General features: G+C 70.4%; 20 protein-coding genes. 9 read left to right on the top strand and 11 right to left on the bottom strand.

Annotation, left to right across the window (positions count from 1 at the left end; translation table 11 throughout):
- The first annotated feature begins 39 nt into the window (after positions 1-39).
- The 3 genes from WA670_RS03730 (at position 40) to WA670_RS03720 (ending at position 3,929) form a co-directional block, all read left to right on the top strand.
- The gene (locus WA670_RS03730; RefSeq protein ID WP_051728650.1) at positions 40-1,437 is read left to right on the top strand and encodes a DUF7850 domain-containing protein; all 1,398 of its coding nucleotides are present in this window, start codon (positions 40-42) and stop codon (positions 1,435-1,437) included.
- Positions 1,438-1,516: 79 nt separating this feature from the next.
- On the top strand, positions 1,517-3,199 hold the full coding sequence (locus WA670_RS03725) for a hypothetical protein (RefSeq protein ID WP_336156920.1): 1,683 nt from the start codon (positions 1,517-1,519) through the stop codon (positions 3,197-3,199).
- Between the two features lie 52 nt (positions 3,200-3,251).
- A complete protein-coding gene (locus tag WA670_RS03720) occupies positions 3,252-3,929 on the top strand; it encodes an SDR family oxidoreductase (RefSeq protein ID WP_336156919.1) in 678 nt (225 codons plus the stop codon).
- 2 nt (positions 3,930-3,931) lie between these two features.
- Here WA670_RS03720 and WA670_RS03715 read toward each other — a convergent pair whose 3' ends face one another.
- Genes WA670_RS03715 through WA670_RS03705 form a run of 3 tightly spaced genes read right to left on the bottom strand, consistent with a single transcriptional unit; the run spans position 3,932 to position 7,722 of the window.
- Positions 3,932-5,239: an amidohydrolase family protein gene (locus WA670_RS03715; protein WP_336156918.1), complete on the bottom strand. Its 1,308-nt coding sequence runs from the start codon at positions 5,237-5,239 to the stop codon at positions 3,932-3,934.
- 30 nt (positions 5,240-5,269) lie between these two features.
- Positions 5,270-5,923, bottom strand: a complete 654-nt coding sequence (locus WA670_RS03710; protein ID WP_043831721.1) for a response regulator — start codon at positions 5,921-5,923, stop codon at positions 5,270-5,272.
- The gene (locus tag WA670_RS03705; protein ID WP_336156917.1) at positions 5,920-7,722 is read right to left on the bottom strand and encodes a sensor histidine kinase; all 1,803 of its coding nucleotides are present in this window, start codon (positions 7,720-7,722) and stop codon (positions 5,920-5,922) included. The genes WA670_RS03710 and WA670_RS03705 overlap by 4 nt, the downstream gene beginning before the upstream one ends.
- A gap of 187 nt (positions 7,723-7,909) precedes the next feature.
- Between WA670_RS03705 and WA670_RS03700 the strand changes: the two genes are divergently transcribed.
- Together WA670_RS03700 and WA670_RS03695 are read left to right on the top strand one after the other, a co-directional pair.
- A complete protein-coding gene (locus tag WA670_RS03700; protein WP_336156916.1) occupies positions 7,910-8,605 on the top strand; it encodes an ABC transporter ATP-binding protein in 696 nt (231 codons plus the stop codon).
- Positions 8,602-10,872 (top strand): FtsX-like permease family protein, encoded by a 2,271-nt coding sequence (locus WA670_RS03695; protein WP_336156915.1) that lies wholly within the window; start codon positions 8,602-8,604, stop codon positions 10,870-10,872. Before WA670_RS03700 ends, WA670_RS03695 begins: the two co-directional genes overlap by 4 nt.
- A gap of 797 nt (positions 10,873-11,669) precedes the next feature.
- On the opposite strand, the gene trmB is transcribed toward WA670_RS03695, so the two are convergent.
- From trmB to WA670_RS03655, 8 genes are all read right to left on the bottom strand, one after another.
- Positions 11,670-12,377, bottom strand: coding sequence for a tRNA (guanosine(46)-N7)-methyltransferase TrmB (trmB, locus tag WA670_RS03690; RefSeq protein WP_078870286.1), 708 nt, complete (start codon positions 12,375-12,377; stop codon positions 11,670-11,672).
- Between the two features lie 20 nt (positions 12,378-12,397).
- On the bottom strand, positions 12,398-12,892 hold the full coding sequence (locus WA670_RS03685) for a hypothetical protein (RefSeq protein ID WP_220507610.1): 495 nt from the start codon (positions 12,890-12,892) through the stop codon (positions 12,398-12,400).
- 218 nt (positions 12,893-13,110) lie between these two features.
- Entirely contained in the window at positions 13,111-13,854 is a 744-nt protein-coding gene (locus tag WA670_RS03680; RefSeq protein ID WP_043831715.1) for an ABC transporter permease, read from the bottom strand.
- Positions 13,851-14,759 (bottom strand): ABC transporter ATP-binding protein, encoded by a 909-nt coding sequence (locus tag WA670_RS03675; RefSeq protein WP_037809036.1) that lies wholly within the window; start codon positions 14,757-14,759, stop codon positions 13,851-13,853. The genes WA670_RS03680 and WA670_RS03675 overlap by 4 nt, the downstream gene beginning before the upstream one ends.
- Before the next feature lie 155 nt (positions 14,760-14,914).
- The gene (locus tag WA670_RS03670; protein WP_037809034.1) at positions 14,915-15,661 is read right to left on the bottom strand and encodes an ABC transporter permease; all 747 of its coding nucleotides are present in this window, start codon (positions 15,659-15,661) and stop codon (positions 14,915-14,917) included.
- Positions 15,662-15,689: 28 nt separating this feature from the next.
- Positions 15,690-16,625, bottom strand: a complete 936-nt coding sequence (locus WA670_RS03665) for an ABC transporter ATP-binding protein (protein WP_336156914.1) — start codon at positions 16,623-16,625, stop codon at positions 15,690-15,692.
- Between the two features lie 235 nt (positions 16,626-16,860).
- Positions 16,861-17,517, bottom strand: coding sequence for a response regulator (locus WA670_RS03660; protein WP_009085178.1), 657 nt, complete (start codon positions 17,515-17,517; stop codon positions 16,861-16,863).
- Positions 17,514-18,722, bottom strand: coding sequence for a sensor histidine kinase (locus WA670_RS03655; RefSeq protein WP_134664411.1), 1,209 nt, complete (start codon positions 18,720-18,722; stop codon positions 17,514-17,516). Before WA670_RS03655 ends, WA670_RS03660 begins: the two co-directional genes overlap by 4 nt.
- A gap of 166 nt (positions 18,723-18,888) precedes the next feature.
- Here WA670_RS03655 and WA670_RS03650 point away from each other — a divergent pair, with 166 nt between their 5' ends.
- From WA670_RS03650 to WA670_RS03635, 4 genes are all read left to right on the top strand, one after another.
- On the top strand, positions 18,889-20,433 hold the full coding sequence (locus WA670_RS03650) for a dynamin family protein (protein WP_037809030.1): 1,545 nt from the start codon (positions 18,889-18,891) through the stop codon (positions 20,431-20,433).
- A 32-nt stretch (positions 20,434-20,465) separates the two neighbouring features.
- Positions 20,466-21,059, top strand: coding sequence for a hypothetical protein (locus tag WA670_RS03645; RefSeq protein WP_037809029.1), 594 nt, complete (start codon positions 20,466-20,468; stop codon positions 21,057-21,059).
- Between the two features lie 79 nt (positions 21,060-21,138).
- Complete coding sequence (locus tag WA670_RS03640) at positions 21,139-21,618, top strand: YqeB family protein (RefSeq protein WP_037809028.1); 480 nt, start codon at positions 21,139-21,141, stop codon at positions 21,616-21,618.
- A 7-nt stretch (positions 21,619-21,625) separates the two neighbouring features.
- Positions 21,626-22,228, top strand: coding sequence for a TetR/AcrR family transcriptional regulator (locus WA670_RS03635; protein WP_078870285.1), 603 nt, complete (start codon positions 21,626-21,628; stop codon positions 22,226-22,228).
- Positions 22,229-22,273 lie beyond the last annotated feature (45 nt).

The raw sequence follows: 22,273 nt of genomic DNA, 5'->3' as shown, positions 1-22,273 counted from the left end.
CTTACCGCCGATCGGGCTTGCTGGGTCTAGCTTCACCGCGTGAGGCGGGCAAGGAAAGTCGCGATCGGACGCACGGCGGGCGCGGCGGCGGGCACTGCGATGCTGGTCGGCGCGCTCGCCGTCGTCACTCCCGGGTCGGCTCCCGCCGAGGGGGCTCCGGAGTGCGGCGGCATCGCGGCCAACCCGAGCGTGGAGGACGCCGGTTCGCCCGGCGGAGCGCCGAGCGGGTACCTGTTCAGCCCCGCCGCGCCGGTTCCGCGCAGCACCCCGCCGGACCGGGTGCCGAAGCTCGTCACCAGCACCGCGCACGCGGTCGACGGGCACGTCAACGCCCAGATCCAGACGCCGGACGGCCGGGTCAGCTCGGCCGCCCAGCAGGTGAAAGCGGTGCCTGGCGGGCAATACTCGCTGTCGGTGTGGGCAGGGACGGCGCAATCCGGCCTCGGTTCGCGCGCGAGCGCGACCACCGGGCTGCGCTTCGCGGACCGCACTGGGCGCGTACTGGCGGAGAAACCGCTCGCGGTGACGCACGACGTCGCGTCCGACGGCAGGCTCGCGCAACAGCAACTGCCGCCGTTCACCGCGCCGGACGACACCGCGGCGGTCTCGTTTTTCGCCAGCACCAACCACAACTGGGTGCTGTGGGACTGCGTACACGTGGCCCTCGCCGCGTTCGCGGTGAAGATGGAGGTGCGGAATCCGGCGGACGGAACGTGGGGCCCGTCGGCTGCCATCCCGGCCGGCGACGCCGCGCACTTCCGCATTTCCGTCTCCAACACGGGATCCCAGCCGCTCACCGGATTGCTCGTGAAGGACCCGTGGTGCTCCGGTCTTCCCGGCGCGTTCGACCTCGCCGCCAACGCGTCGCGGGAACTCACCTGTGACCACCCGAACCTCACCGAGGATGACAACGGGCACGTGAACACCGCGAAGGTCACCGGCACCGGTCCGGGCGGCCCGCTCGCCGAGCAGAAGGCCACCGCGACGGTCACCGTCACGCCGCAGCCCGCGGTCGGCAAGATCGGCGACCGCGCCTGGAAAGACCTGAACCGCAACGGCACGCAGGACGACGACGAACCCGGCTTCCCGGAGCTGCCGGTCACGCTCAAGGACGGCGCGGGCGGCACCGTCGCCACCGCGCGCACGAACGCCGACGGCAGCTACCTGTTCGACCAGCGCAAGGACGGCACCTACCAGGTGTGCTTCGACATATCGAAGCTGCCGGACGGGCTCACCGTCACCCAGCGCGGCGCGGGCGCACCGGGTCTGGACTCGGCCGTCGACCCGGCGACCGGCTGCACGTCGCCGTTCACCCTCGGCGGCAAGGAGCGCGAGCGGATGGACCTGGACATCGGCCTCGCCCCGCCGGCGCCGACCGTCCCGCCCGCGCCGAGCGGACCGCCGATGCCGACCGCCTCCGCCTCGGCCGACCGCTGACGGCGACCGCGCGGCGTCGCTTCCCGGCGGATGCGAGACTGTGGCTGCACGTCACGTCTCGGGGAGGTCTGGACCAATCATGACCGCGGCCGCCGGCCTGCCCGCCGACCCGCTCCCGTGGTACCGCCGCCCGATGACCTGGACGTGGGCCGCCGCCGGGGCGGTTCTCGTGCTGTACACGGTGCTCGCCTGGCAGCGCCGGTGGATGAGCGACGACGGGCTGCTCGTGCTCCGCACCGTCCGGCAGATCCTCGCCGGGAACGGTCCGGTGTTCAACGTCGGCGAGCGCGTCGAGGCGAGCACGAGTCCGTTGTGGACCTGGCTGCTCGCGGGAATCGGCACGATTCCCGGACCGCCGCTCGAATGGATCGCGGTGATCACCGGCCTGCTGTGCGCCGTCGGCGGCCTGTTCTTCGGCCTCGACGGTGCCCGTCGGCTCTACGCCGGACCCGTGACTCCCGCCGGTGCTCTGATCGTGTGCGCGCTGCCGCCGTTCCGCGATTTCGCGACTTCCGGGCTGGAAACGGGACTGGTGTTGCTGTGGCTCGGACTGAGCTGGTGGCTGCTGGTGCGCGGCAAAACGCCGGTCGCCACGGCGATCGTGCTCGGACTCGGCCCGCTCGTCCGGCCGGACCTGGCGTTGTTCAGCATGGTCGGCTTCGTCGCCCTGGTGCTTTTGCTCCGCCCGCGATGGCTTGCCGCATTGGGCTGGCTCGGCGCGGGAATCGCGATTCCGGTGGCGTACCAGGTGTTTCGGATGGGCTACTACGGGCTGCTCACGCCGAACACCGCGCTCGCGAAGGAAGCGGCCAATAGCGACTGGCCACGCGGTTTCGCGTATCTGGCTGACCTGATCAGCCCGTACGTGCTGTGGATTCCGTTGCTGTTGCTGGTGATTGCCGCGATACTGGTGCGCCGGTCGCGGATCCTGTTGCTGACTCCGTTGATTGCCGCGCTGTTGCTCGCGCTGTACGTCGTGCGTGTCGGCGGAGATTTCATGCACGGCCGGATGTTGCTGCCCGCGTTGTTCGTGGTGCTGCTTCCGGTCATGGCGATCCCGCTGACCCGGAAGACCATCGCGTTCGTCGCCGGGGTCGCCGCGTGGTCGGTAGTCGCGGGCGGCTGGCTGCGCGTGCCGTACGAAGGCACCCACCAAGCGGTGAGCGTCACCGACGAACGCGGCTACTGGGCCTGGGCGACCGGACACGAACATCCGGTGCTGGCGACGGATTACCTCGGCCAGGACATCATCCGCCACGCCGTCGACGCGGTGCAGGCGACGAAGCAGCCAGCTGTGCTCGTTTACAGCTACGGCGACGTGAAGCAGTGGTTCCGCTTCCCGACCACCCGGCCGTACGTGACCATGGCGGCCGACAGCATGGGTGCGATCAGCAACATCGTGTCGCTCGACGTGCGCATCCACGACGGCTACGGCCTGGCCAGCGACCTGGCCGCGCACTCGTCGTCGATCCCCAATGGCCGTCCCGGACACTCGAAGTGGCTGGTCGCGGCCTGGGAAATCGCCGAAGCCGGGTACGGCGACTACGCCACCGACGGCGAGATCCGGATGTTCCAGCCCGCCGAGATCGACGCCGCCCGTGTCGCGCTGCGCTGTCCCGACGTGCAGAACATCCTGGCTTCCACCCGCGAACCGCTCACCTGGAGTCGGTTTATCGACAATTTCACCGGCTCGTGGGACCGAACGGAGATCCGCTACCCGCGCGATCCGTGGGCCGCGGTCCGCTGCGCCCCGGCGAAGTGATCGCCGACTCCCCGGGCTGGCGATTCAGCGGCGGACGCCTACCGTGGCCGGTATGACCGACCTTCCGCTCGCCCTGATCACCGGTGCCTCGCGGGGCATCGGCGCGGCTATCGCGCATCAGCTCTCCCCGACGCACCGTCTTCTCCTCGGCGGCCGCGACACCGACGCACTCGCGAAGGTGGCCGAGGAACTGCCCGGCGCCGAGCCATGGCCGGTCGACCTCACCGACGCCGCTTCCCTGGAAGCCGCCGCCAGCAACATCGACCGCCTCGACGTGCTGGTCCATTCCGCGGGCGTCGGTAAGATCGGCACGGTCGCCGACGCGCCGTCCTCGGTGTGGCGCACGAACCTTGAGGTCAACGTCATCGCGGTCGCCGAGCTGACCCGCCTGCTGCTGCCCGCCCTCCGCAACGCCAACGGCCACGTCGTGGTGATCAACTCCGGCGCCGGTTACACCGCCCGTCCCGGCTGGGGGCCTTACGCGGCAAGCAAATTCGCCGTCCGGGCCTTCACTGACTCACTCCGCGCGGAAGAACCGGGCCTGCGCGTGACGTCGGTGTTCCCCGGCCGCACCGACACCGATATGCAGCGCGAAGCCCGCGCCCAGGAAGGCGGCGAGTACGAAGCCGAAAAGTACCTGCGCCCGGACTCCGTGGCGACGGCCGTGCTCACCGCGGTGACCGCCACCCCGGAAGCCCACTTCACCGAGATCCAGGTCCGTCCTCGCTGAGGTCAGGCCCGCAGCCGGGCGGCGGTGTCGGCCACCGCCGCCTGGACCTCGCGGCGGTCGACCCGCGTCGGTTCGGCGTCGGCGACGACCTGCTCGCCCGCGACCCACACGTCGCGCACCCGGCGCGACCCGGCCGCCCACACGAGGTTCGCCAGCAACTGCTCGTCCGGCACGTCGAGACCGGCGGCGAAGGCCGGGTCGTCCAGGTCGACGTGCACGAGGTCGGCCCAGCGCCCCGGCTCCAGCGCGCCGAGGTCGGGGCGGCCGAGTGCTTCGGCACCGCCGCGGGTGGCCATCAGGAACACATCCTTCGCGGTCACCACGGTCGAATCGTCGTTGGCCAGCCGGGCCAGCATCGCGGTCAGCTGAAGCTCTTCCCACAGGTCGATGTCGTCGTTCGACGCCGGACCGTCGGTGCCGAGGCCGATCGCGACCCCGGCCGCCCGTAGATCCTTGATCCGCGCGATCCCCGAAGCCAGCTTCGCGTTCGACCCGGGGCAGTGCGCCATCCCGACCCCGCGGGCGGCGAAGATCGCGATGTCCTCGTCCGACAAATGCACCGAATGCGCCGCCAGCGTCCGCCCGTCGAACATCCCCAGCGAATCCAGCAGCTTCGGCACCGACCCGTGCTCCTTGCGCTGCTCCAGGTCCTCCGCGGCCGCCTCGGCCACGTGGATCTGCACCAACGCCCCCCGGGCCGCCGCGGATTCCGCGGTAGCGCGCAGTCCGTCCGGGTTCAGCATGTACGCCGAATGCGGCCCGTAGCCCAGCTCGATCCGCTCGCCGGGACCGAACCGCAGCCCGTCGGCGTCGATCCACCGGTCGATCGCCGCGAGCGTCGCGCGCCAGTCCAGCCCGGGCAGTTCGATCACCGGCGGTGCGACGAGCACCCGGCCGCCGGTGGTGAGCACCGCGTCGACGAGCTGCTCGCCCTCGAAATACATTTCCGCGCTGGTCGTCACGCCGTGCCGGAGCATTTCGACCGAGCCCAGCAGCATGCCGGTGCGCACGTCCGCGGGCTTCAGCTTCGCCTCGGTCGGCCAGATGATCTCGCGCAGCCAGCGCAGCAGCGGCAGGTCGCCGCCCATGCCGCGCAGCAGCGTCATCGGGCTGTGCGCGTGCGAGTTCACCAAGCCGGGCAACAGGATTCCGGTCAGCCGGGTCACCTCGCCGGCGAACTCCGGCGCGGTCGAAGCCGGTCCGACGAACGAAATCCGGCCCTCGTCGTCGACATCGACGACGGCGTCGCGGAGCAGCGAGCAGGACGGGTCGGCGGGCAGAACAACCGGGGCGTGGAATCGACGCGACATAACGAGATAGTACGGGCGTCCCAGTAGCGGTTAATCGACTACGCCGCTACGCCAGGCCCAAGCCGCGATTTCCACTCGGTTGCGCGCGCCGACTTTGCCCTGCACCGAAGCCAAATGCGTCTTGACCGTCGACAGCGACAGGAACAGCTCCGCGCCGATCTCGGTGTTGGTGAGCCCGCGGGCGGCCGCCTTCACCACGTCCAGTTCGCGCGCGGTCAGCGGCTCCGACGGCGCCGGGGCCTCGCGCTTGGCGGTGGTCCCGCCGTCGAAATGCTTCAGCAGCCGCACGGTGATCTGCGGAGACACCAGCGCGTCGCCGCGGTCGGCCGCGCGCACCGCCTCGATCAGCAGGGCCGGTCCGGCATCCTTGAGCAGGAAGCCGCTCGCGCCGTTGCGCAGCGCGGTGTGCACGTATTCGTCGAGGTCGAAGGTGGTGACCACGACGACCTTCAGCGGGTCGGCGACGTCCGGGCCGGCCAGCTGGCGGGTGACCTCCAGCCCGTCCAGGCCCGGCATGCGGATGTCCAGCAGGCAGACGTCCGGGCGCAGTTCGCGCGCCTTGGCGACCGCGGAGACCCCGTCCGGCACGTCCGCGACCACCTCGATGTCGTCCTGGGCGTCCAGGATCATGCGGAAGCCCATCCGCACCATTTCCTGGTCGTCCGCGATCAGTACCCGGATCACCTGTCTGTCTCCCCGTTCGCCTCGAGCGGCAGCCACGCCTCGACCCGCCAGCCGCCGTTCGGCTCGCGGCCTGCCGAAAGCCTGCCGTGCAGCAACGCGACGCGTTCGCGCATGCCGACCAGACCGTATCCGCCCGACCCGCCCGCCGGACGGTGAGTCTGCCCGGTGCCGTTGTCGGTCACCCGCAAGTGCAGTTCGCCGTCGACGACCTCGGCCAGCACGAGCGCCTCGGTGGCGTCCGAGGCGTGCTTGCCGACGTTGGTGAGCGACTCCTGGATCAGCCGCAGCGCGGACCGGCCGACCTCGTGCGGCAGGTCGGCCGGAAGGTCGAGCCGCAGCTGCGTCGGGATGCCGTGGTTGCCCGCGTCGACGAGTTTGTGCAGGTCAGCGGCCAGGTCCGTGGTCGCCTGCTCGTTGAACTCGCCGGAACCGGCCTGTGCGTCGCCGCGCATGCTGCGGACCAGGCGGCGCATCGCGGCGAGCGCCTCGACGCCCGCGTTCTCGATCCGGCCCATCGCCTCCAGCGCGAGCTCCGGGTTCTTCTCCCCCATCATCCGCGCGGCCTGCGCCTGCACGACGATGCCGGTCACGTGATGCGCGACGACGTCGTGCAGTTCCCTGGCCAGCGCCATCCGCTCGGACGTCTGCGCGTCGGTGACCGCCGATTTCACCACCTGCGCGCGCTCGGAATCGCGCGAACGCAGGTAGAGGCCGATCGCGATGGCGATGCCGAGCAGCAGGACCGCGACGGTGGCGAGCATCCCGAGCGTGATCGGGTCAGTGAGCAGCCGTCCGGTGCGGTATTGGCTGAAGTTCAGCACCGCGCCGACCGCGACCACGCCGGACAGCAGCACGATCCTCGGCCAGGCCCGCGCGAGCGGCACCGCCCGCACCACGTTCACCACGACGCCGAACGCGGCCACGATCTGCGTCGGCGGGATGCCGCCGAGCAGCTGGTAGCTGTGGCTGGGGTGCAGGAACGGCGTCGCGAGCGCGGAAAGCAGCAGAAGCCCGGCCACCACCAGGATCGAATCGCGTGGCCGCCGCGGCGACAGCGTGGTCACCGCGGCGGCACCGATCGAGCAGGCCAGCAGCGGGAACCCGCGGCTGCCGCTTTCGTAGGTGTAGCCGAATTCGATCAGCACGCCGATGCTGAGCATGCCGATCAACGGCCACTGGCCGCGCACCAGTTCGGTGAACCGGTGCATGCTGCGCAGGCGTTCCGCCGTCGCCGGATCCCGTTCGCGGCGCGGGCGGCCGACCACCCCGGTGAGCACCGCCGCGACGAGGAACAGGAAACCGAAAAGCAGCGCCTGCACGATGGCGCTGCCGTAGAGCCTGCCGTCGTATTCGCGGCCGAACACCGCGGTGAGCGCGCCCATGACCAGCGCGCAGATCACCGCGAAGGCGACTCCGGGCCGGGCCCGGCGAGCGAGGAAATAGACCATTTCGACGCCGGCCACGACCTCGGTGATGGTGAGGTTCGCCAGCACGCTGGAGTAGGTCGGGATGTGCAGATAGCGGATGGCGAAGGTGCAGAACATCAGCGTCAGCGCACCGAATACGCCCGCGACCGCCGCGCGTTTGCGGGCCCAGAACGCGCACGCCGCCATCGCGAAAATGCCCGGGAAAAGACCGAGATCGACGAATCGCGGTCCTACGTTGTCGAGTGCCGCGTCGGTCACGAACACGAGGTCGAACGCCAGCGCGCCGAACAACACGAGCACGGACATGTCGAGGCGGCGGGCGAGTTCGGTCGCCCGCGCGGCGAACGTTTTCGACGGCGGGGTGTGCGGCACACCGTGACGGTAGATGATCCGCGGCCTGGCGCACCTTGGCCACGTGGTTCGTCGCCATCGGCCGATCGGCCGATGGCGGGCCCGCGGGTACCGGCCGTCTGCCTGAAGTGGACACCCGCCCGGATCCGCGAAGCTGCTTTCCGTCGCAGCCGAAGACGCATGACGGAGACAGGGAGAGAGCTGGCGGATGACGAATCCACAGTGGAGCGCCGGACCGGTGTTGTCGGGGCGCGGGCTGGTGAAGCGCTACGGGCAGCAGCACGCGCTGGCCGGAATCGACATCGACGTCCAGCCGGGCGAGGCGATCGCCATCGTCGGCCCGTCCGGCTCCGGCAAAACGTCGCTGCTGCACGTGCTGGCGGGCATCCTGCGCGCCGACAGCGGCGAAATCTGGTTGCAGGGACAGCGGATCGACCAGTTCGGCGAAAAGCGGCGCAGCGAACTGCGGCGCACCGAATTCGGTTTCGTGTTCCAGTCCGGAATGCTCGTGTCCGAGCTGACCGCCGAAGAGAATGTCGCACTTCCGTCGCTGCTGGCCGGCGGAACTCGTGGCGAAGCCGTTGCCGCGGCACGGGAATGGCTCGGCAAACTCGGCTTGGCCGGCAAGGAAGCGCGCCGGCCGGGAGAGCTTTCCGGCGGCGAGGCGCAGCGCGTGGCGATCGCCCGCGCGCTCACCCACCGGCCAAAGGTGATCTTCGCCGACGAGCCGACCGGCGCGCTCGACACCCGCACCGGCCGCGAGACGATGGACGCGCTGCTGGCCGCCGCGCAGGCGTCCGGGGCCGCGGTGCTCGTGGTGACGCACGACCGGGAACTCGCCGAATCGATGCCGCGCACCGTGGCGATCCGCGACGGCCTGATCGCGACGAGGCTCGCGGCATGAACCCGTTCCAGCTCGCCCTGCGGGTGCTGCGCGGCGACCGGCGGACCCGCACCTCGGCGATCCTCACCGCGGTCGGCGTCGCCGTCGCGACCGGGCTCGTCCTGCTGCTGGCGACCCTGCCGTACGCCACCCAGGCGCGCGAGCAGCGGGCGCTGTGGCAGAGCAGCGGCCGCTACGACTCCGGCCAGCAGAACGCCCTGCTGGTCAACTCGTCCAAGGACTACTTCGAGGGCAAGCAGGTCGCCCGCGTCGACATCGCGGTCACCGGCCCGGCCGGCTCGCTGCGCCTGCCCCCGGGCATCCCGCAGCTGCCCGGCCCCGGCGAGACGATCGTGTCGCCCGCGCTCGGGAAACTGCTCAACACCACCCCGGCCGACCAGCTCGGGAACCGCTTCGGCAAACCGGTCGCCGCGTTCGGCGACGAGGCGCTGCGGTACCCGGAACAGCTCGTCGCGCTCGTCGGGCACAGCCCGCAGGAGATGCGCCCGTACGGGCACAAGGACCAGCCTGGCCAGGACGCTTTCCCGGCCACGGCCTTCCCGACCGGGCAGGGGCATCCGGACGGCCTGCTGACGGTGTTGTCCTGGGTCGGCATCATCGTGCTGCTCGTGCCGAGCCTGGTGCTCGTCGCGTCGTCCGCCCGGCTCACCGCCGCCCGCCGCGAACAACGGCTCGCCGCGATCCGCCTAGCCGGTGCGACCCCTGGTCAGGTGACCGCGATGGTCGCCGCCGAGACCGGACTGTCCGCGGGCGTCGGCGCCTTGCTCGGCCTGCTGCTGAGCCCGGCACTGCGCGGTTTGGCCACGTTCGTGCCGTGGGACGGCGGAACCTGGCTGGCCTCGGACTTCGCCCTGCCGGTGGGACTGACCGTGCTCGCCGTGCTGCTGGTCCCGCTGCTCGTGGTGCTCGCCGGGGTGCTCGGCCTGCGCCGGGTGGTGCGCACGCCGCTGTTCGCGACCGGCGGGCACACGGTGAAGCCGTTGCGCTGGTGGCGGCTGCTCGCGCTGCCCGCGGCCGGATTGTTCTTCTTCTACACCGTTTTCGGCGCACGCAGCGGGGGCAGCGGCAACCTGGTGCTGTTCGGCCTGCTGCTGGTGGTCGCCTCGGCGATGGTGGTCGGACCGTGGGTGACCTCGGCGGTCGGCGGCACGTTCGTCCGGATCTGGCGACGGCCGTCGTCGCTGCTGGCCGGACGTCGGCTGCGCAACGACCCGAAGGGTTCCTACCGCGCGTCGGCGGGGATCGTGCTCGCGGTGTTCACCGGGTCGATGGCGCTCACCCTGCTGCCGTCGATCGAATCCCTCGCCGGCGGAGGACGCCAGTACGTGGACTCGGCGCTGTACGTCGACGTCACCGCGGACCGGGCCCCTGAGGCGATCGAGCGAACCAACGCCACGCTCTCGAAGGCGGGACTGTCCGAACGCGTCATCCCGGTGGCCAGCGTCTACGTGATGCAGGGCGAGGGAAACTACCAGTCGATGCAGCGCGCGTACGTCATGACCTGCGCTGACGCCGCCAAGCTGACCCGGCTGGGGATCACCGAGCAGGACTGCAAACCGGGCGTCGGCCTGTACGCCCCGTACCAACTGGACACGAACAACCTGCGAGTCGCGCGGTACGGCGGCGAGGACAGCACGGGCACCCCGCTCGGCGCGGTCAACCTGGGCACGTATCACCCGGAACGGCACAACAACTTCGGCGAATACGTGATCGACCCGTCCGCGGTGCCGGCCGGGGTCAAGCCGAGCCAGGTCACCCTGGTCGTGCCGACCGCCGAGACCAACCGAGAGAGCGTGCGAACCGCACTGGTGCCCAACGCGGTCGGGGCGGAGATCGGCAGTCGCGAGCAGCACCTCTACGGACAGCAAGTGCAGCTCAGCGACCTGCGGCGGGTCACCGTGATCGGCCTCATCGCAGCAGGCATCCTCGCCGGCTGCAGCGCCGCAGTCGCGACGGCGGGATCGGTCATGGACCGCCGACGAACGTTCGGCGCCCTGATGGCGGCTGGTACGCCGGTGCGAGTGCTGTCCCGAGCGCTGCGAATGGAAGCCGCCTTGCCCGCACTCGTGGCGACCATCGGCGCCGGTGTGGTGGGCGTCGCGGTCGGACTGGGCTTGTTCATGGCAACCATGGAACGGGGTTCGGTCGTGTTCAGTCCGTGGATCGCCGCGCCGGTGGTGCTTGGGATCGGGGTCGCTCTGCTCGGCGCGTCGGTGTGCACACCCGCGCTGAAGCGAGTGCAAGCGGAGCCACTGGCCGACGAATAGCTGGCCGCCGCCCCTCGTCGGGGGAGGGGCGGCACCGGGGGTGAAGGAAACGAAGGGCCGTCACCGGGGATGGGAACCCGGGGGCGGCCCTTCGTCGCTTCCTGCTGCTTCGCTCGGTGGGCTGGTTACGGCTTGCTTCGTCTGCCGCGATGACTTCGCCTGCTTCGCTGCTTCGCGGTTCTCGGGCGCTTCACCGCCGCGGGCCGTTTCGCCGCTTCGCCAGCCTCGCGTGCTTCGCGATGCAGCGGGCGTTTGCCAGCATCGCTTGCTCCGCTGCTTCGCCCGCGCGGCCTGCTTCGCTGCTTCGCCGATCTCGGGCGCTTCACCGCACAGCCGATGCTCGCCAGCGTCGCGTGCATCGCTGCTTCGCCGCCGCGGGCCGTTTCGCCGCTTCACCAACTCCGCGCGTTCCGCCGCTTCGCGGTCTAGCGGAGCTTCACAACATCGCCGCCGTTCGCCAGCTCCGCCCGCGCGGCCAACTTCGCCTCGCCGTCCGCCCCAATGCCGCATTGGGTGCGCTCAACGCAACGAACGCCACATTGGGTGCATGCGACGCACCCAATGTGGCATTGGGGCGCTTCGGACCCGGCCATCCCCGCCAGCCTCAGCCCCGCCAAGACTCGCCAGCCCTGGCCCAGCCCCGTCCGCGCCCATCAGAAAGACCGACCCGAGCCCATCCCGGCACCCAGCTGAAAGACCAGCTCGAGCCCCGCCCGCGCCCAGGTGAAAGACCAGCCCGAGCCCAGCCCGGCACCCAGGCGAAAGACCAACCCGCCGCCAGCCCTCCCCAGGACGAATCAGCGCTTCTCAAAGATCAAATCGTGCGAAACCCGCCCCTCCCGGTCCGCTCGTTGTTCGAACTTCGTCACCGGCCGCCATTCCGGCCGAGGGGCCCACCCGCCAGGCTCGTCGGCGTACCGGTTCCGCAGCGCAGGCTCCGCCGAGCAAACCTCCAGCATCTGCTCCGCGTAGTGCTCCCAGTCCGTCGCCATGTGGAACGTCCCGCCCGGAGCCAGCCGGGACGCGATCAGCGCTACGAATTCCGGCTGCACGATCCGCCGCTTGTGGTGGCGTTTCTTCGGCCACGGGTCCGGGAAGAACAGCCGCACGCCGGACAGCGTGTCGGGCGAGACATGCGACGTCAGCAGGACCACCGCGTCACCGTGCATGAGCCGCAGGTTCGTCACTCCGAGCTTCTCCGCGCGCAGCATCAGCTGCCCTAGCCCGGGGTCGTACACCTCGGCGGCCACGTAGTTCAGCTCCGGCGCGGCGGCGGCCAGTTGCGACGTCGTCTCGCCCATGCCGGAACCGATCTCCAGCATGACCGGCGCTTCGCGGCCGAACCATGCCGTGAAGTCGACTGGTCCGGGCGGCAGTTCCGACACCGTCCGGCCGAGTCGTGGCCAGTGTTCTTCCCAGGCTCGCTGCTGGCCGACGGTCATCCGCCCGCCGCGTTTGACGTAGCTGACCACGCTGCGCAGCCGTGGCTGGTCCTCGTTTTCCACCCGGACAACATACGGGCGCGTCAGCGGACCGCTTCGAACTCCCCGAGCCGGGAGCGCAGTCCGGCTAGTCCGGCGACCGCGACCGGCTCCGGTGCGCGGGCAGAGTGCGCAGGCAAAACGTCGATCCAGCCGTCGTGCCGGTCCGTGTTCAGCACGGTCGTCGGGATGGAATGGCCGGACTTGCCGCGTTCGGACGGCATGAACTCCCAGTACCCGGATTCGCCGTCGGCCGCCCACGGGACGAACTCCCAGCCCATCCGCTTGCCGAGCAGCTGCGCCACCCGGTCTTCGATGCGGAAGCCGAGTTCGCGCGACTCGAGCCGTCCGCTCGCGACCGCGCGCAGCCACCACGGTGCGGGCAGTGCGTCGTCGGCTCCACTCGCCCGCCGGTACAGCCCGAGCACCGCGTCCTCGGGTGCGCGGTGCACCCACGCCTGGCGCAGTTCGGCGGGCCGGGTCGCGGGCAGCGCGAACCGGGGCAGTTCGATCGCCTGGGACCATTCGAGGTCCAGCATCGGCTCGAGCCGAGGGGTTGGTACCGCAGCGTCGCGGGAAACGAGATTCTGATCAACGTCCACCGTCACGGTTCACCTCCGGAGAGCTGAGACGGGGCTCTGCTGTGAATATCCGTGGCTTTCCGACAGTATGTCCGCTCCCTGTGAGAGAAGCCACACCGGTTTACGTGAATTTAATCCGATTGCCTGCCGCGCAATCGGGAATGTGCACGTGCAGGTCAGGCGTCGCGTCGATTCGCGGTGGCCACGCCCGCGGCGAACAACACCACGCTGATCGCCGCGAAATACGCGAGATAACCCCACGGTCCGAAAGGCGGCGACAGTTTCAGCGTGGTCCTGGTGAAATCGCCACCGGCGAACTGCGAGGCCGCGTAGAACGGCATCCACTGGTAAAGATCGCTGCCGATCTTGGGGATCAGCAGCACCAGGCCCTCGACCAGCTGGGTCCACACCAGCACGATCGCCAGGGCCAGCGCGGAACTGCGCAGCAGCAGTCCGACGCCGACGCCGAGCAGTCCGGTGAGCGCGAAGGTCAGGATCTGGCCGAACACGATGCGCCAGTCCGCTCCGGAGTGCAGGCTGAGGTCGGCGTCCGGGCGCACGAGATGCGCCATGCCCCACGAGCCGACGCCGGCGAGCAGGCCCAGTGCCGCGCACGTCGCGAACGCCACGGCGCCCTTGGCGAGCAGCGCGGGCGTCCGCGTCGGCACCGCCTGGAAGGTGAGCCGCAGCGTGCCCCAGTTGAAGTCGGCCGTCGCGGCGAGCACCGCGAGCACTAGCGCGACCGTGCGGCCGGTGCTCGTGGCGAGCTGGGTATTGCTCACGTCCGCGGTGATTTCGGCCCCGGAAAGCCCGAGGAACAACGCGGTGAACGCGATCGGCGCGGCCACCGCGATGAGCGCGCACCACCACGGCGCGCGGGTGCTGAAAAGCTTGATCCGTTCCGCCCGCAGCACATTCACCGCGCACCTCCACTGGTGAATTCGGCCGCCTGGCCGGTCAATTCGAGGTAGGCGTGCTCGAGCGAACCGGCCAGCGGGCTCAGCTCGTGCAGCGTGGCGCGCGCGGCGAAAGCGAGTTCGCCGATCGCGTCACTGTCCATTTCGGACACCAGGAACGCACCGGAATCCTCGGTGAAAACCGCGCGCGCTTCGGTGAGCGCGGTGCGCAGCGCGTCGGCGTGCGGCGTGCGCACCCGGACCCCGCGCGATCCGGCGCGCTCCACGAAATCGGCCATCGTGCCCTGATAGATCAGCTGGCCGCGGCCGATCACCACGAGATCCTGCGCGGTCTGCTCCATTTCCGGCAGCAGATGGCTCGACACGAACACCGTGCGGCCTTCCGCGGCGAGCCCGTGCAGCAGCTGGCGGACCCAGTGCACGCCTTCCGGGTCGAGGCCGTTGACCGGTTCGTCGAACAGCAGCACCCGCGGGTCGCCGAGCAGTGCGCTCGCGATGCCGAGCCGCTGCAGCATGCCGAGCGAGAAGGTGCCCGCGCGTTTGCGTGCCACCGCGGACAGCCCGACGAGCTCCAGCACCTCGTCGGCACGCCGGTCCGGCAGCCCGTTCGTCGCGGCCAGGAACCGCAGGTGCTGGCGGGCGGAGCGGCCCGGATGCCGCCACGTCGCGTCGAGCAGCGCGCCGACCGTCCGCAGCGGATCGGACAGCTGCCGGTACGGCTTGCCTTCGATGTGCGCGGTGCCCGCGGTGGGCGCGTCGAGCCCGAGCAACAGCCGCATCGTGGTGGATTTGCCTGCCCCGTTCGGACCGAGGAATCCGGTGACGCGACCGGCCTCCGCGGTGAATGTCAGGTCCCGCACCGCGACGGTGTCGCCGTAGGACTTGGTGAGTCCAGTCGCTTCGAGCACGCCGTCCCCCTTCTCGTGGCACCGAACTCTACCGAAACGGAAAGATCCGGGCCGCCCCCCGAATGGCGACCCGGATCTTGTTCCCCTTTTCCCTTTTTCCCCTTGTTCGGCTCCGCCGGCCCCCGCCTGACTCGCCCGAACGCCCCTGTGGGTCTTTACGCGTCGCGCTTCTTCGCGACGCCGATCGCGATGGCCAGCAGCACCACGGCCACCCCGGCGAAGTAGGCCAGCGAGCCCCACTGCGACAGGACCGCGTCCGGCATGCCCGGTCCGCGCGAGGAAGCCGAACCGCCGAGGAAGCGTTCCGCGACGTTGAACGGCATCCACTGGTGGATCTTCGGGCCGATGGTCGGGATCAGCTGCACGAGGCTTTCCACCGCCAGCACGTAGATCAGCAGCAGCGAGAGCGCGCCGGCGCTGTGCCGGATCAGCGTTCCGACGGCGACCGCGATGACCGCGGCGAAGGCGAACACCACGCCGACTCCCGCGACGTTGATCCAGTCCGCGGAGGTGTGCAGCGCCACCGAGTCCGACGGACGGATCGCGTAGCCGAGCGCCCACGCGCCGAAGGCGGCGATCTCGCCGATCACGAGCGACAGCAGCGCGACGACGGTGGCCTTGGCGACGAGCACCGAACCCCGGTGCGGCACCGCCTGGAACGTGGTGCGGATCGTGCCGAAGCGGTACTCGGTGGTGACCGACAGCGCCGCCAGCACCATGATCACCGCGATGCCGAACTGGTGTCCGGCCTGGGTGTTGGCGACCGAGATCGTTTCCCCGCTCGGCAACGCGGTGGCCATGAGGCCGGCGAAGCCGACGGTGAGCGCGACGGCGATGAGGGCGCACCACCACGGCGACCGGGTGGTGAAGAGCTTGATGCGTTCGACCGCGAGCAAAGTCATGAGTTTTCTCTTCCCAACGAGAGTGTGGTCAGCGGATGGCCGCGGCCTGCTGCGCCTCAGCTTCGAGCCCGGTGTGGTACTCGACGGAGTCGCCGGTGATCTGCATGAAGGCTTGTTCGAGCGAGCCGGTCTGCGGGCTCAGCTCGTGCAGCACAAGGTTCGCCGAAGCGGCGATCTCGCCGATCTTCGCACTGTCCATTCCGGACACAATGAGCGCTTCGCCGGAATCGGTGACCTGTGCGCTGGCGGAGATCAGCTGCTGGCGCAGCGCCGGAAGCTGCGGCGAGCGCACCTTCACGGTGTTTTCCGCGGCCCGCGCCACGAATTCCTCAGTGGTGGACTGCGCAATCAGCTGGCCCTTGCCGATGACCACGAGGTCGGTCGCGGTGAGCGCCATCTCCGAAAGCAGGTGGCTCGACACGAACACGGTCCGGCCCTCGGCGGCGAGGCGCTGCATGAACTTGCGGATCCAGAGGATGCCCTCCGGGTCGAGGCCGTTCACCGGCTCGTCGAACAGCAGCACCTCCGGGTCGCCGAGGAGCGCGGCGGCGATGCCGAGCCGCTGCGACATGCCGAGCGAGAACCCGCCCGCCCGCTTGCCCGCGACGCTGGTGAGGCCGACCGTGTCGAGCACCTCCTCCACCCGCGCGGCCGGGATCCGGTTGGACCGGGCCATCCACTGCAGGTGGGCCCGCGCGGAGCGGTTGGGGTGCACCCATTTCGCGTCGAGCAGCGCGCCGACCGTGCGCAGCGGGTCCTTCAGCTCGCGGTAGAGCTTCCCGCCGATCCGGACCTGGCCCGCGGTCGGGTTGTCCAGTCCGAGGATCATGCGCATGGTCGTGGACTTGCCGGCGCCGTTCGGGCCGAGGAATCCGGTGACTTTCCCCGCTGCCACGCTGAACGACAGGTTGTTCACCGCGAGCGTGCTCCCGTAACGCTTGGTGAGACCTGTTGCCTCGATCATCCCCTGCTCCCTCTACGGCGGTGCTAACGGAATTCATCCTGTCTCAGCGCGGCCGTTTTCGCGTCATCCTGTGGATCGAAACGGCTACCCGACCTGAGTAGTACTCAATCGTGTCCCAGGGTGGAGCGCGATGGGGGATGCCCCTGAGCCGACCCTGAACTTTCCCCCGTACGCGCGGACCCCGCTGCGAAATCCGCGGCGGGGTCCGGTGTGGACAGTGTCCGAACGGGACGGTTCAGCCGATCCCCGGCCGGGCGAGCCCGGTCTCGTACGCGAGGACGACCGCCTGCACGCGGTCGCGCAGGTCGAGCTTCGACAGGATCCGCCCGACGTGGGTTTTCACCGTAGCCTCGGAAAGGAACAGGGTTTCGGCGATTTCGACGTTCGACATGCCTTTCGCGATCAGCACGAGCACTTCGCGTTCGCGGTCGGTCAGCACGTCGAGTTCGGCCGGATCGCGCATTTCCGAACCGCCCGAGCCGACGAACCGGTCGAGCAGCCTGCGCGTGACCGAGGGCGACATCACCGCGTCGCCGTCGGCGACCGAACGCAGCGCGGAGACCAGGTAGTCCGGCTGGGTGTCCTTGAGCAGGAAGCCGGACGCGCCGCCCTGCAGCGCGGCGTAGACGTACTCGTCGAGGTCGAAGGTGGTCATCACGAGCACCCGCGCGGTGCCGGCCGCGACGATCTGTTTCGTCGCCTCGACGCCGTCGAGCACCGGCATCCGCACGTCCATCAGCACGACGTCGGGCCGCAGTTCGGCGGCCATCCGCACGGCTTGCGCGCCGTCGCCGGCCTCGCCGACCACATCGATGTCGGCCTGCGCGCCCAGCACCATCCGGAACCCGACGCGCATCAGTTCCTGGTCGTCGACGACCACCACTCGGATCACGAGTTCAACCTAACCGGCAGCACCGCTCGCACCTGCCAGCCACCGCCGGCGGCGGGGCCCACCTCCAGTGTCCCGCCGTACACGTGCGCCCGCTCCCGCATCCCGATCAGCCCGTTCCCGCCCGCGACCGACAGCCGCGGCGCCGGCTGCCGAACCGTCGCCGCCGTCGCCGACCCGGTCGCTCCATTCGCGCCCACCTGTTCCAGCCGCCGCGCCCGGCCCGCGCCGTCGTCGCGCACGAGCACCTCGACCTGGTCGCCGGTCCGGTGCACCCGGACCGCGGCGCTCGCCCCGGCCCCCGCGTGCTTGAGCGTGTTGGTGAGCGATTCCTGGACGATCCGGTAGATCCCGAGCGACACCCCGGCGGGCAGTTCGTCCAGTCCGTCGCCGAGGGCGAGGTCGACCGGGACGCCCGCGGCGCGCATCCGCTCGGCGAGGTCGCCCAGCGCGGTCGCGTCCGGCTGCGGCACCCGGGGTTCGTCGTCGCCGCGGTCGTTGCGCAGCACGTCGAGCAGCCGGCGCAGTTCGCCGAGCGCGCCGCGGCCGGTTTCGGAGATCGTCCCCAGCGCGCGTCCGGCCAGCTCCGGATTGGACTTCAGGGCGAGCGCCGCGCCGTCGGCCTGCACGACCATCACGCTCACCGAATGCGCCACCACGTCGTGCAGTTCCCGGGCGATCCGCCCGCGCTCCTCGGCCACCGCGATGCGCGCGGCCTGGTCGCGTTCGGTCTCCAGCAGATGCAACCGGGCCTCCAGTTCGCGCTGGTAGGCGCGGCGGGCGTACATGAATTCGCCGAGCAGCCAGCAGAAGGCGATGGTGAAGGCGCTGAACACCAGCTGCGCCAGCATCGACGGCTCGGGCTTGACGATCGCGGTGACGATCATGGCCACCACGAACGCGCCGCCGTAGAGCAGGCCCTGTTTGCGTCCGACGTAGACCTGGACCGAGTAGAGGCTGATCGCGAGCGCGGCCAGGCCGGACACTCCGAGGTCCAGCGCGCCGTGCGCGTACGAAATGACGTACACGATGTACGCGGCGAGGACCGGCCGTTTGCGGCGGAAGACCAGCGGCGCGACCACGGCGAGGTCGATCGGGATCGCGAGGTACCACTTCGGGCCGGGCAGTTCGGGGTCGAGGCTGTTGGTGGCGAACACCAGGATGTCGAACGCCGCGAGGAACAGCGCGAGCAGCGAGTCCCCGACCATCGGGTGAGCACGCATCCAGAGGCTGAGCCGTCGCACGACTCAACAGTAGGTCGCGTCCCGGGCGGCCGCGTCGGTCCCGGGTAGCACCTTCGGTGCGACCGAAGGATGACCGGCATGCGACGATTCCTGCTCGGGTGAGCGAACGAGCCGGAAGGGGGCCGGGGCGGTGACGGCAGCGGCGGAACGGGGACGACTCGCCGGCCCACTGTCCGCGTCGGTGGCGGAGCTGTGCCACCGGCTGCGGTCCCAGGTGTCCCCGCGCACCGCCGCCGGGTTCGCCGAGGTGCTGCGGCGGCTCGGCGCGCCGTTGCAGGTCGCGGTCGCCGGGCGGATCAAATCGGGCAAGTCGACGCTGGTCAACGCGTTGATCGGGCGGCTGGTCGCGCCCACCGACGTGGGCGAGTGCACGCGGCTGGTCACGCGGTTCCAGTACGGCACCGTCGACCGGGTCGAGGTGGTGTTCCTCGACGGCCGCAAGCAGGTGCTGCCCTTCGCCGCGGACGGTTCGATCCCGGCCGAGCTCGGCGTCGACATCGCCGAGGTCTCGCACCTCGAGGCGTACCTCACCAACGCGGTGCTGCAGGACATGACGGTGATCGACACCCCCGGCCTCGGCTCGCTGGACGCCGCGTCGGTGTCGCGGACCGAGCAGCTGCTGGGCGCGGCTGAGCAGGACGAGGGTTCCGACGACCTCGACGACACCTCGCGCAACGCCGTCGCGGGCGCGGAGGCCGTGCTTTACGTGGTGACCCAGGGCGTGCGCGCGGACGATCAGCAGGCGCTGGCCGCGTTCACCGCCGCGACCGCGAGCCGGGACGCGGGGCCGGTCAACGCGATCGCCGTGTTGAACAAGGCGGACACGGTCGTCGCGGAAACTGTCGAAGGCTCCGGCGGAGACGTCTGGAAGGCCGCGCAGCTGCTCGCCGAGAAGCAGGCCGCGACGCTGAAGCCGCGCGTCGCGGACGTGCTGCCGGTGATCGGCCTGATCGCCGAATCGGCCGAGTCCGGCGGGTTCACCTCCGCCGACGCCGAAGCGCTCGGCCAGCTCGCCGCGCTCGACGACGACGTCCTCGAAACGATGCTCATCGCGGCCGACATCTTCACCAGCTGGGAGTGCGACATCCCGACCGGAATCCGGTTGCGGCTGCTGGAGAAACTCGATCTCTTCGGAATCCGCTGCGCGGTCGACGCGATCCGCGCGGAACCGGAGATCACCGCGGGAGCGTTGCGCCGCAAGCTTCTCGACATCTCCGGTCTCGACGCGGTGCGCCGCCGGCTGTCGATCGTCTTCGCCGCGCGCGCGGACGGGATCAAGGCCGCGGCCGCGCTGGCGTCGGTGACCGCCCTGGCGCACGCGTCCGGCGACCCGGGCGAACGGCAGCGCGTGCACGACGCGATCGAGGTGCTGCTGGCCCGTCCGGAAGCGCATCAGCTGCGGCTGCTGGAAGCGTTGACGCTCGTCGCCTCGGGCGCGGTCGAGATGCCGGAAGACCTGGCGGAAGAGGTGCTTCGGGTCGGCAGCAACGCCGACCTCGGCGCGCAGCTCGGCCTTCCCGGTGCTTCGCGGCCGGAGCTGGCGGCACACGCGCTGGAACGCGCCGGCTGGTGGCGGTCTTTCGCGTCGTTCGGCGCGACTCCGGCGCAAAGCCGCGTGGCCCACGTCGTGCACCGCGCCTATTTCCTGATCTGGCAACAGATTCGCGAACAGTAAACAACCCGTCCGCGACGCGTAGGCTGAATGTCGTGCGGCTGGAGGACACCACCTCGTGGCGGGTGAACTGGGGGAGCGACCACGACGTCGACGTGGCGTTGTTCCTCCGGGACGTGCTCGCGCTCTCGATCGCCGACGGCCAGCTGCTGCCGCCGGTCGAACCCGCCGTCCCGGTCCACGTCCCGCCCGCCCTCGACCGCGCGGCGGTGCAGGCGCAGTGGGAACCGTGGTGGAACGGCCTGCTGACCTTCCTCCGCGAGCGCGGTTCCGCCCGCACCCGCCGGAAAAGCCCTGCTCCCGGCGACGGTTCGGCGATCGACCTCGCGGCCCAGCACTTCGCCCCGGCCGCCGCCGAACACTTCGCCGCGGCCCGCCGCCCGGTCTCGTCCGGCTTCCACCGTCGCCAGATCCTCGCGAGCGAACGGATCGGCCGGCTCGTCCGCGAAACCGAGGTCGAGCTGGGCCGCCGCGCGCGGCCGTTCCGGCTGTCAGTGCTGGAGATCCCGGTCGCGGGCCGGGTGTGGCTGCGGACAGCTGAGCACCAGCTGCTGGTCTCGTCCCAGCTGGCGGCGGACGTCCCGGCGCTCGACCAGGCGATGCGCTCGCTGATCCACGAACTCGCCTGACCCTCGCGCAAACGCTTGCCCCAGGGGTTTCGCGCACCCTGTTTTGATAAACCGAGCACTCGGTCTAATAATGGTCCCCATGGAGACAGTGGTCGACGAACCGGCGTGGGTGCGCCGCGGGTCCTGGCTGGTCTGTCCGGTCGCCGGGGCGCTGCTGGGCTGGGGCGTGCAGGCGCTCGCCGACTGGATCACCTCCCTGCCGTGGTTTCCGGTGCAGGGCCCGTTCCGGCTGCTGCATTCGGTGCCGCAGCCGTGGCGGCTGATCGGTGCGGTCGTCGTCGGCCTGCTGCTCGGGGTCGCGTTCGCCTGGTTCTGGGCGTGGGACCGGCTGATCGTCACGGTGTCCGCCACGCGCGTCACGCTCGAACGGCGCGAGCGGCGCCGGCGCATCGACACTCCCCTCACCTCCGTGTTCGTCGACGACGGCAAGCTCGTGCTGCTCGGCGAAAACGACCGGGAAATCGCCAGGGAGAAGACAGACCTGTCGCGCCGGCAGTTGGCCGAAGCGTTCACCGCGCACGGCCGCCCGTGGCTCGACGAACCGCCGCCTGAGCGATGATGTTCCTGTGGTGAGGACCGTCGATCCGGAAAAGCACGCGGCGAAACGACGCGCGATTCTCGACGCGGCAGCGGGATGCTTCGCCCGCGACGGGTTCGAAAAGACCTCCACCGCGGACATTTGCCGCGCCGCCGGGATCAGCTCCGGCAGCCTGTTCCACTACTTCCCCAGCAAGCGTGCGGTCTTCGTCGGCATTTTCGAGGCGGACACCGCCGACAACGAGGAACTGCTCGCCACCGCGGTGGACATGGCCGACCCGTGGGAAGGCGTGCTCGCGGTCGTCGAGCGGATGACGGTGGCGATCGTGCTGCCCGGCGTCGTGCGGCTGATCCTCGAAGCGGCCGCGCAGGCCGCGCGCGATCCGGAGTTCAACGAGCTGATCCGCAGCAACGACGACCGCATGCGCGTCGGTCTCGCGGACTTGATCGAGCGCGGGGCCCGGACCGGCCGGTTCTCCCCCATGCTGTCCCCCGTCGACGCGGGAAACTGGGTCGTCGCGCTGGTCGACGCCCTGCTTTCCCGTGCGAGCCTCGATCCCGACCTGGACGTCGAGCACGAGCAGGCGGTGCTGCGGCAGTTGCTGACCCGGATTCTCGGCCCGTCTGAGTGATCCGCCCCCGCCGCGCACCGCATTGCCGCAAACTGGTGAAATCAC

It is taken from the genome of Amycolatopsis sp. VC5-11, from assembly GCF_037034185.1.
In the GTDB taxonomy this organism is placed as follows: domain Bacteria; phylum Actinomycetota; class Actinomycetes; order Mycobacteriales; family Pseudonocardiaceae; genus Amycolatopsis; species Amycolatopsis nivea.
Note: the sequence above shows the minus strand (reverse complement) of the source record. Positions and strands in the feature narration are given on the sequence as shown.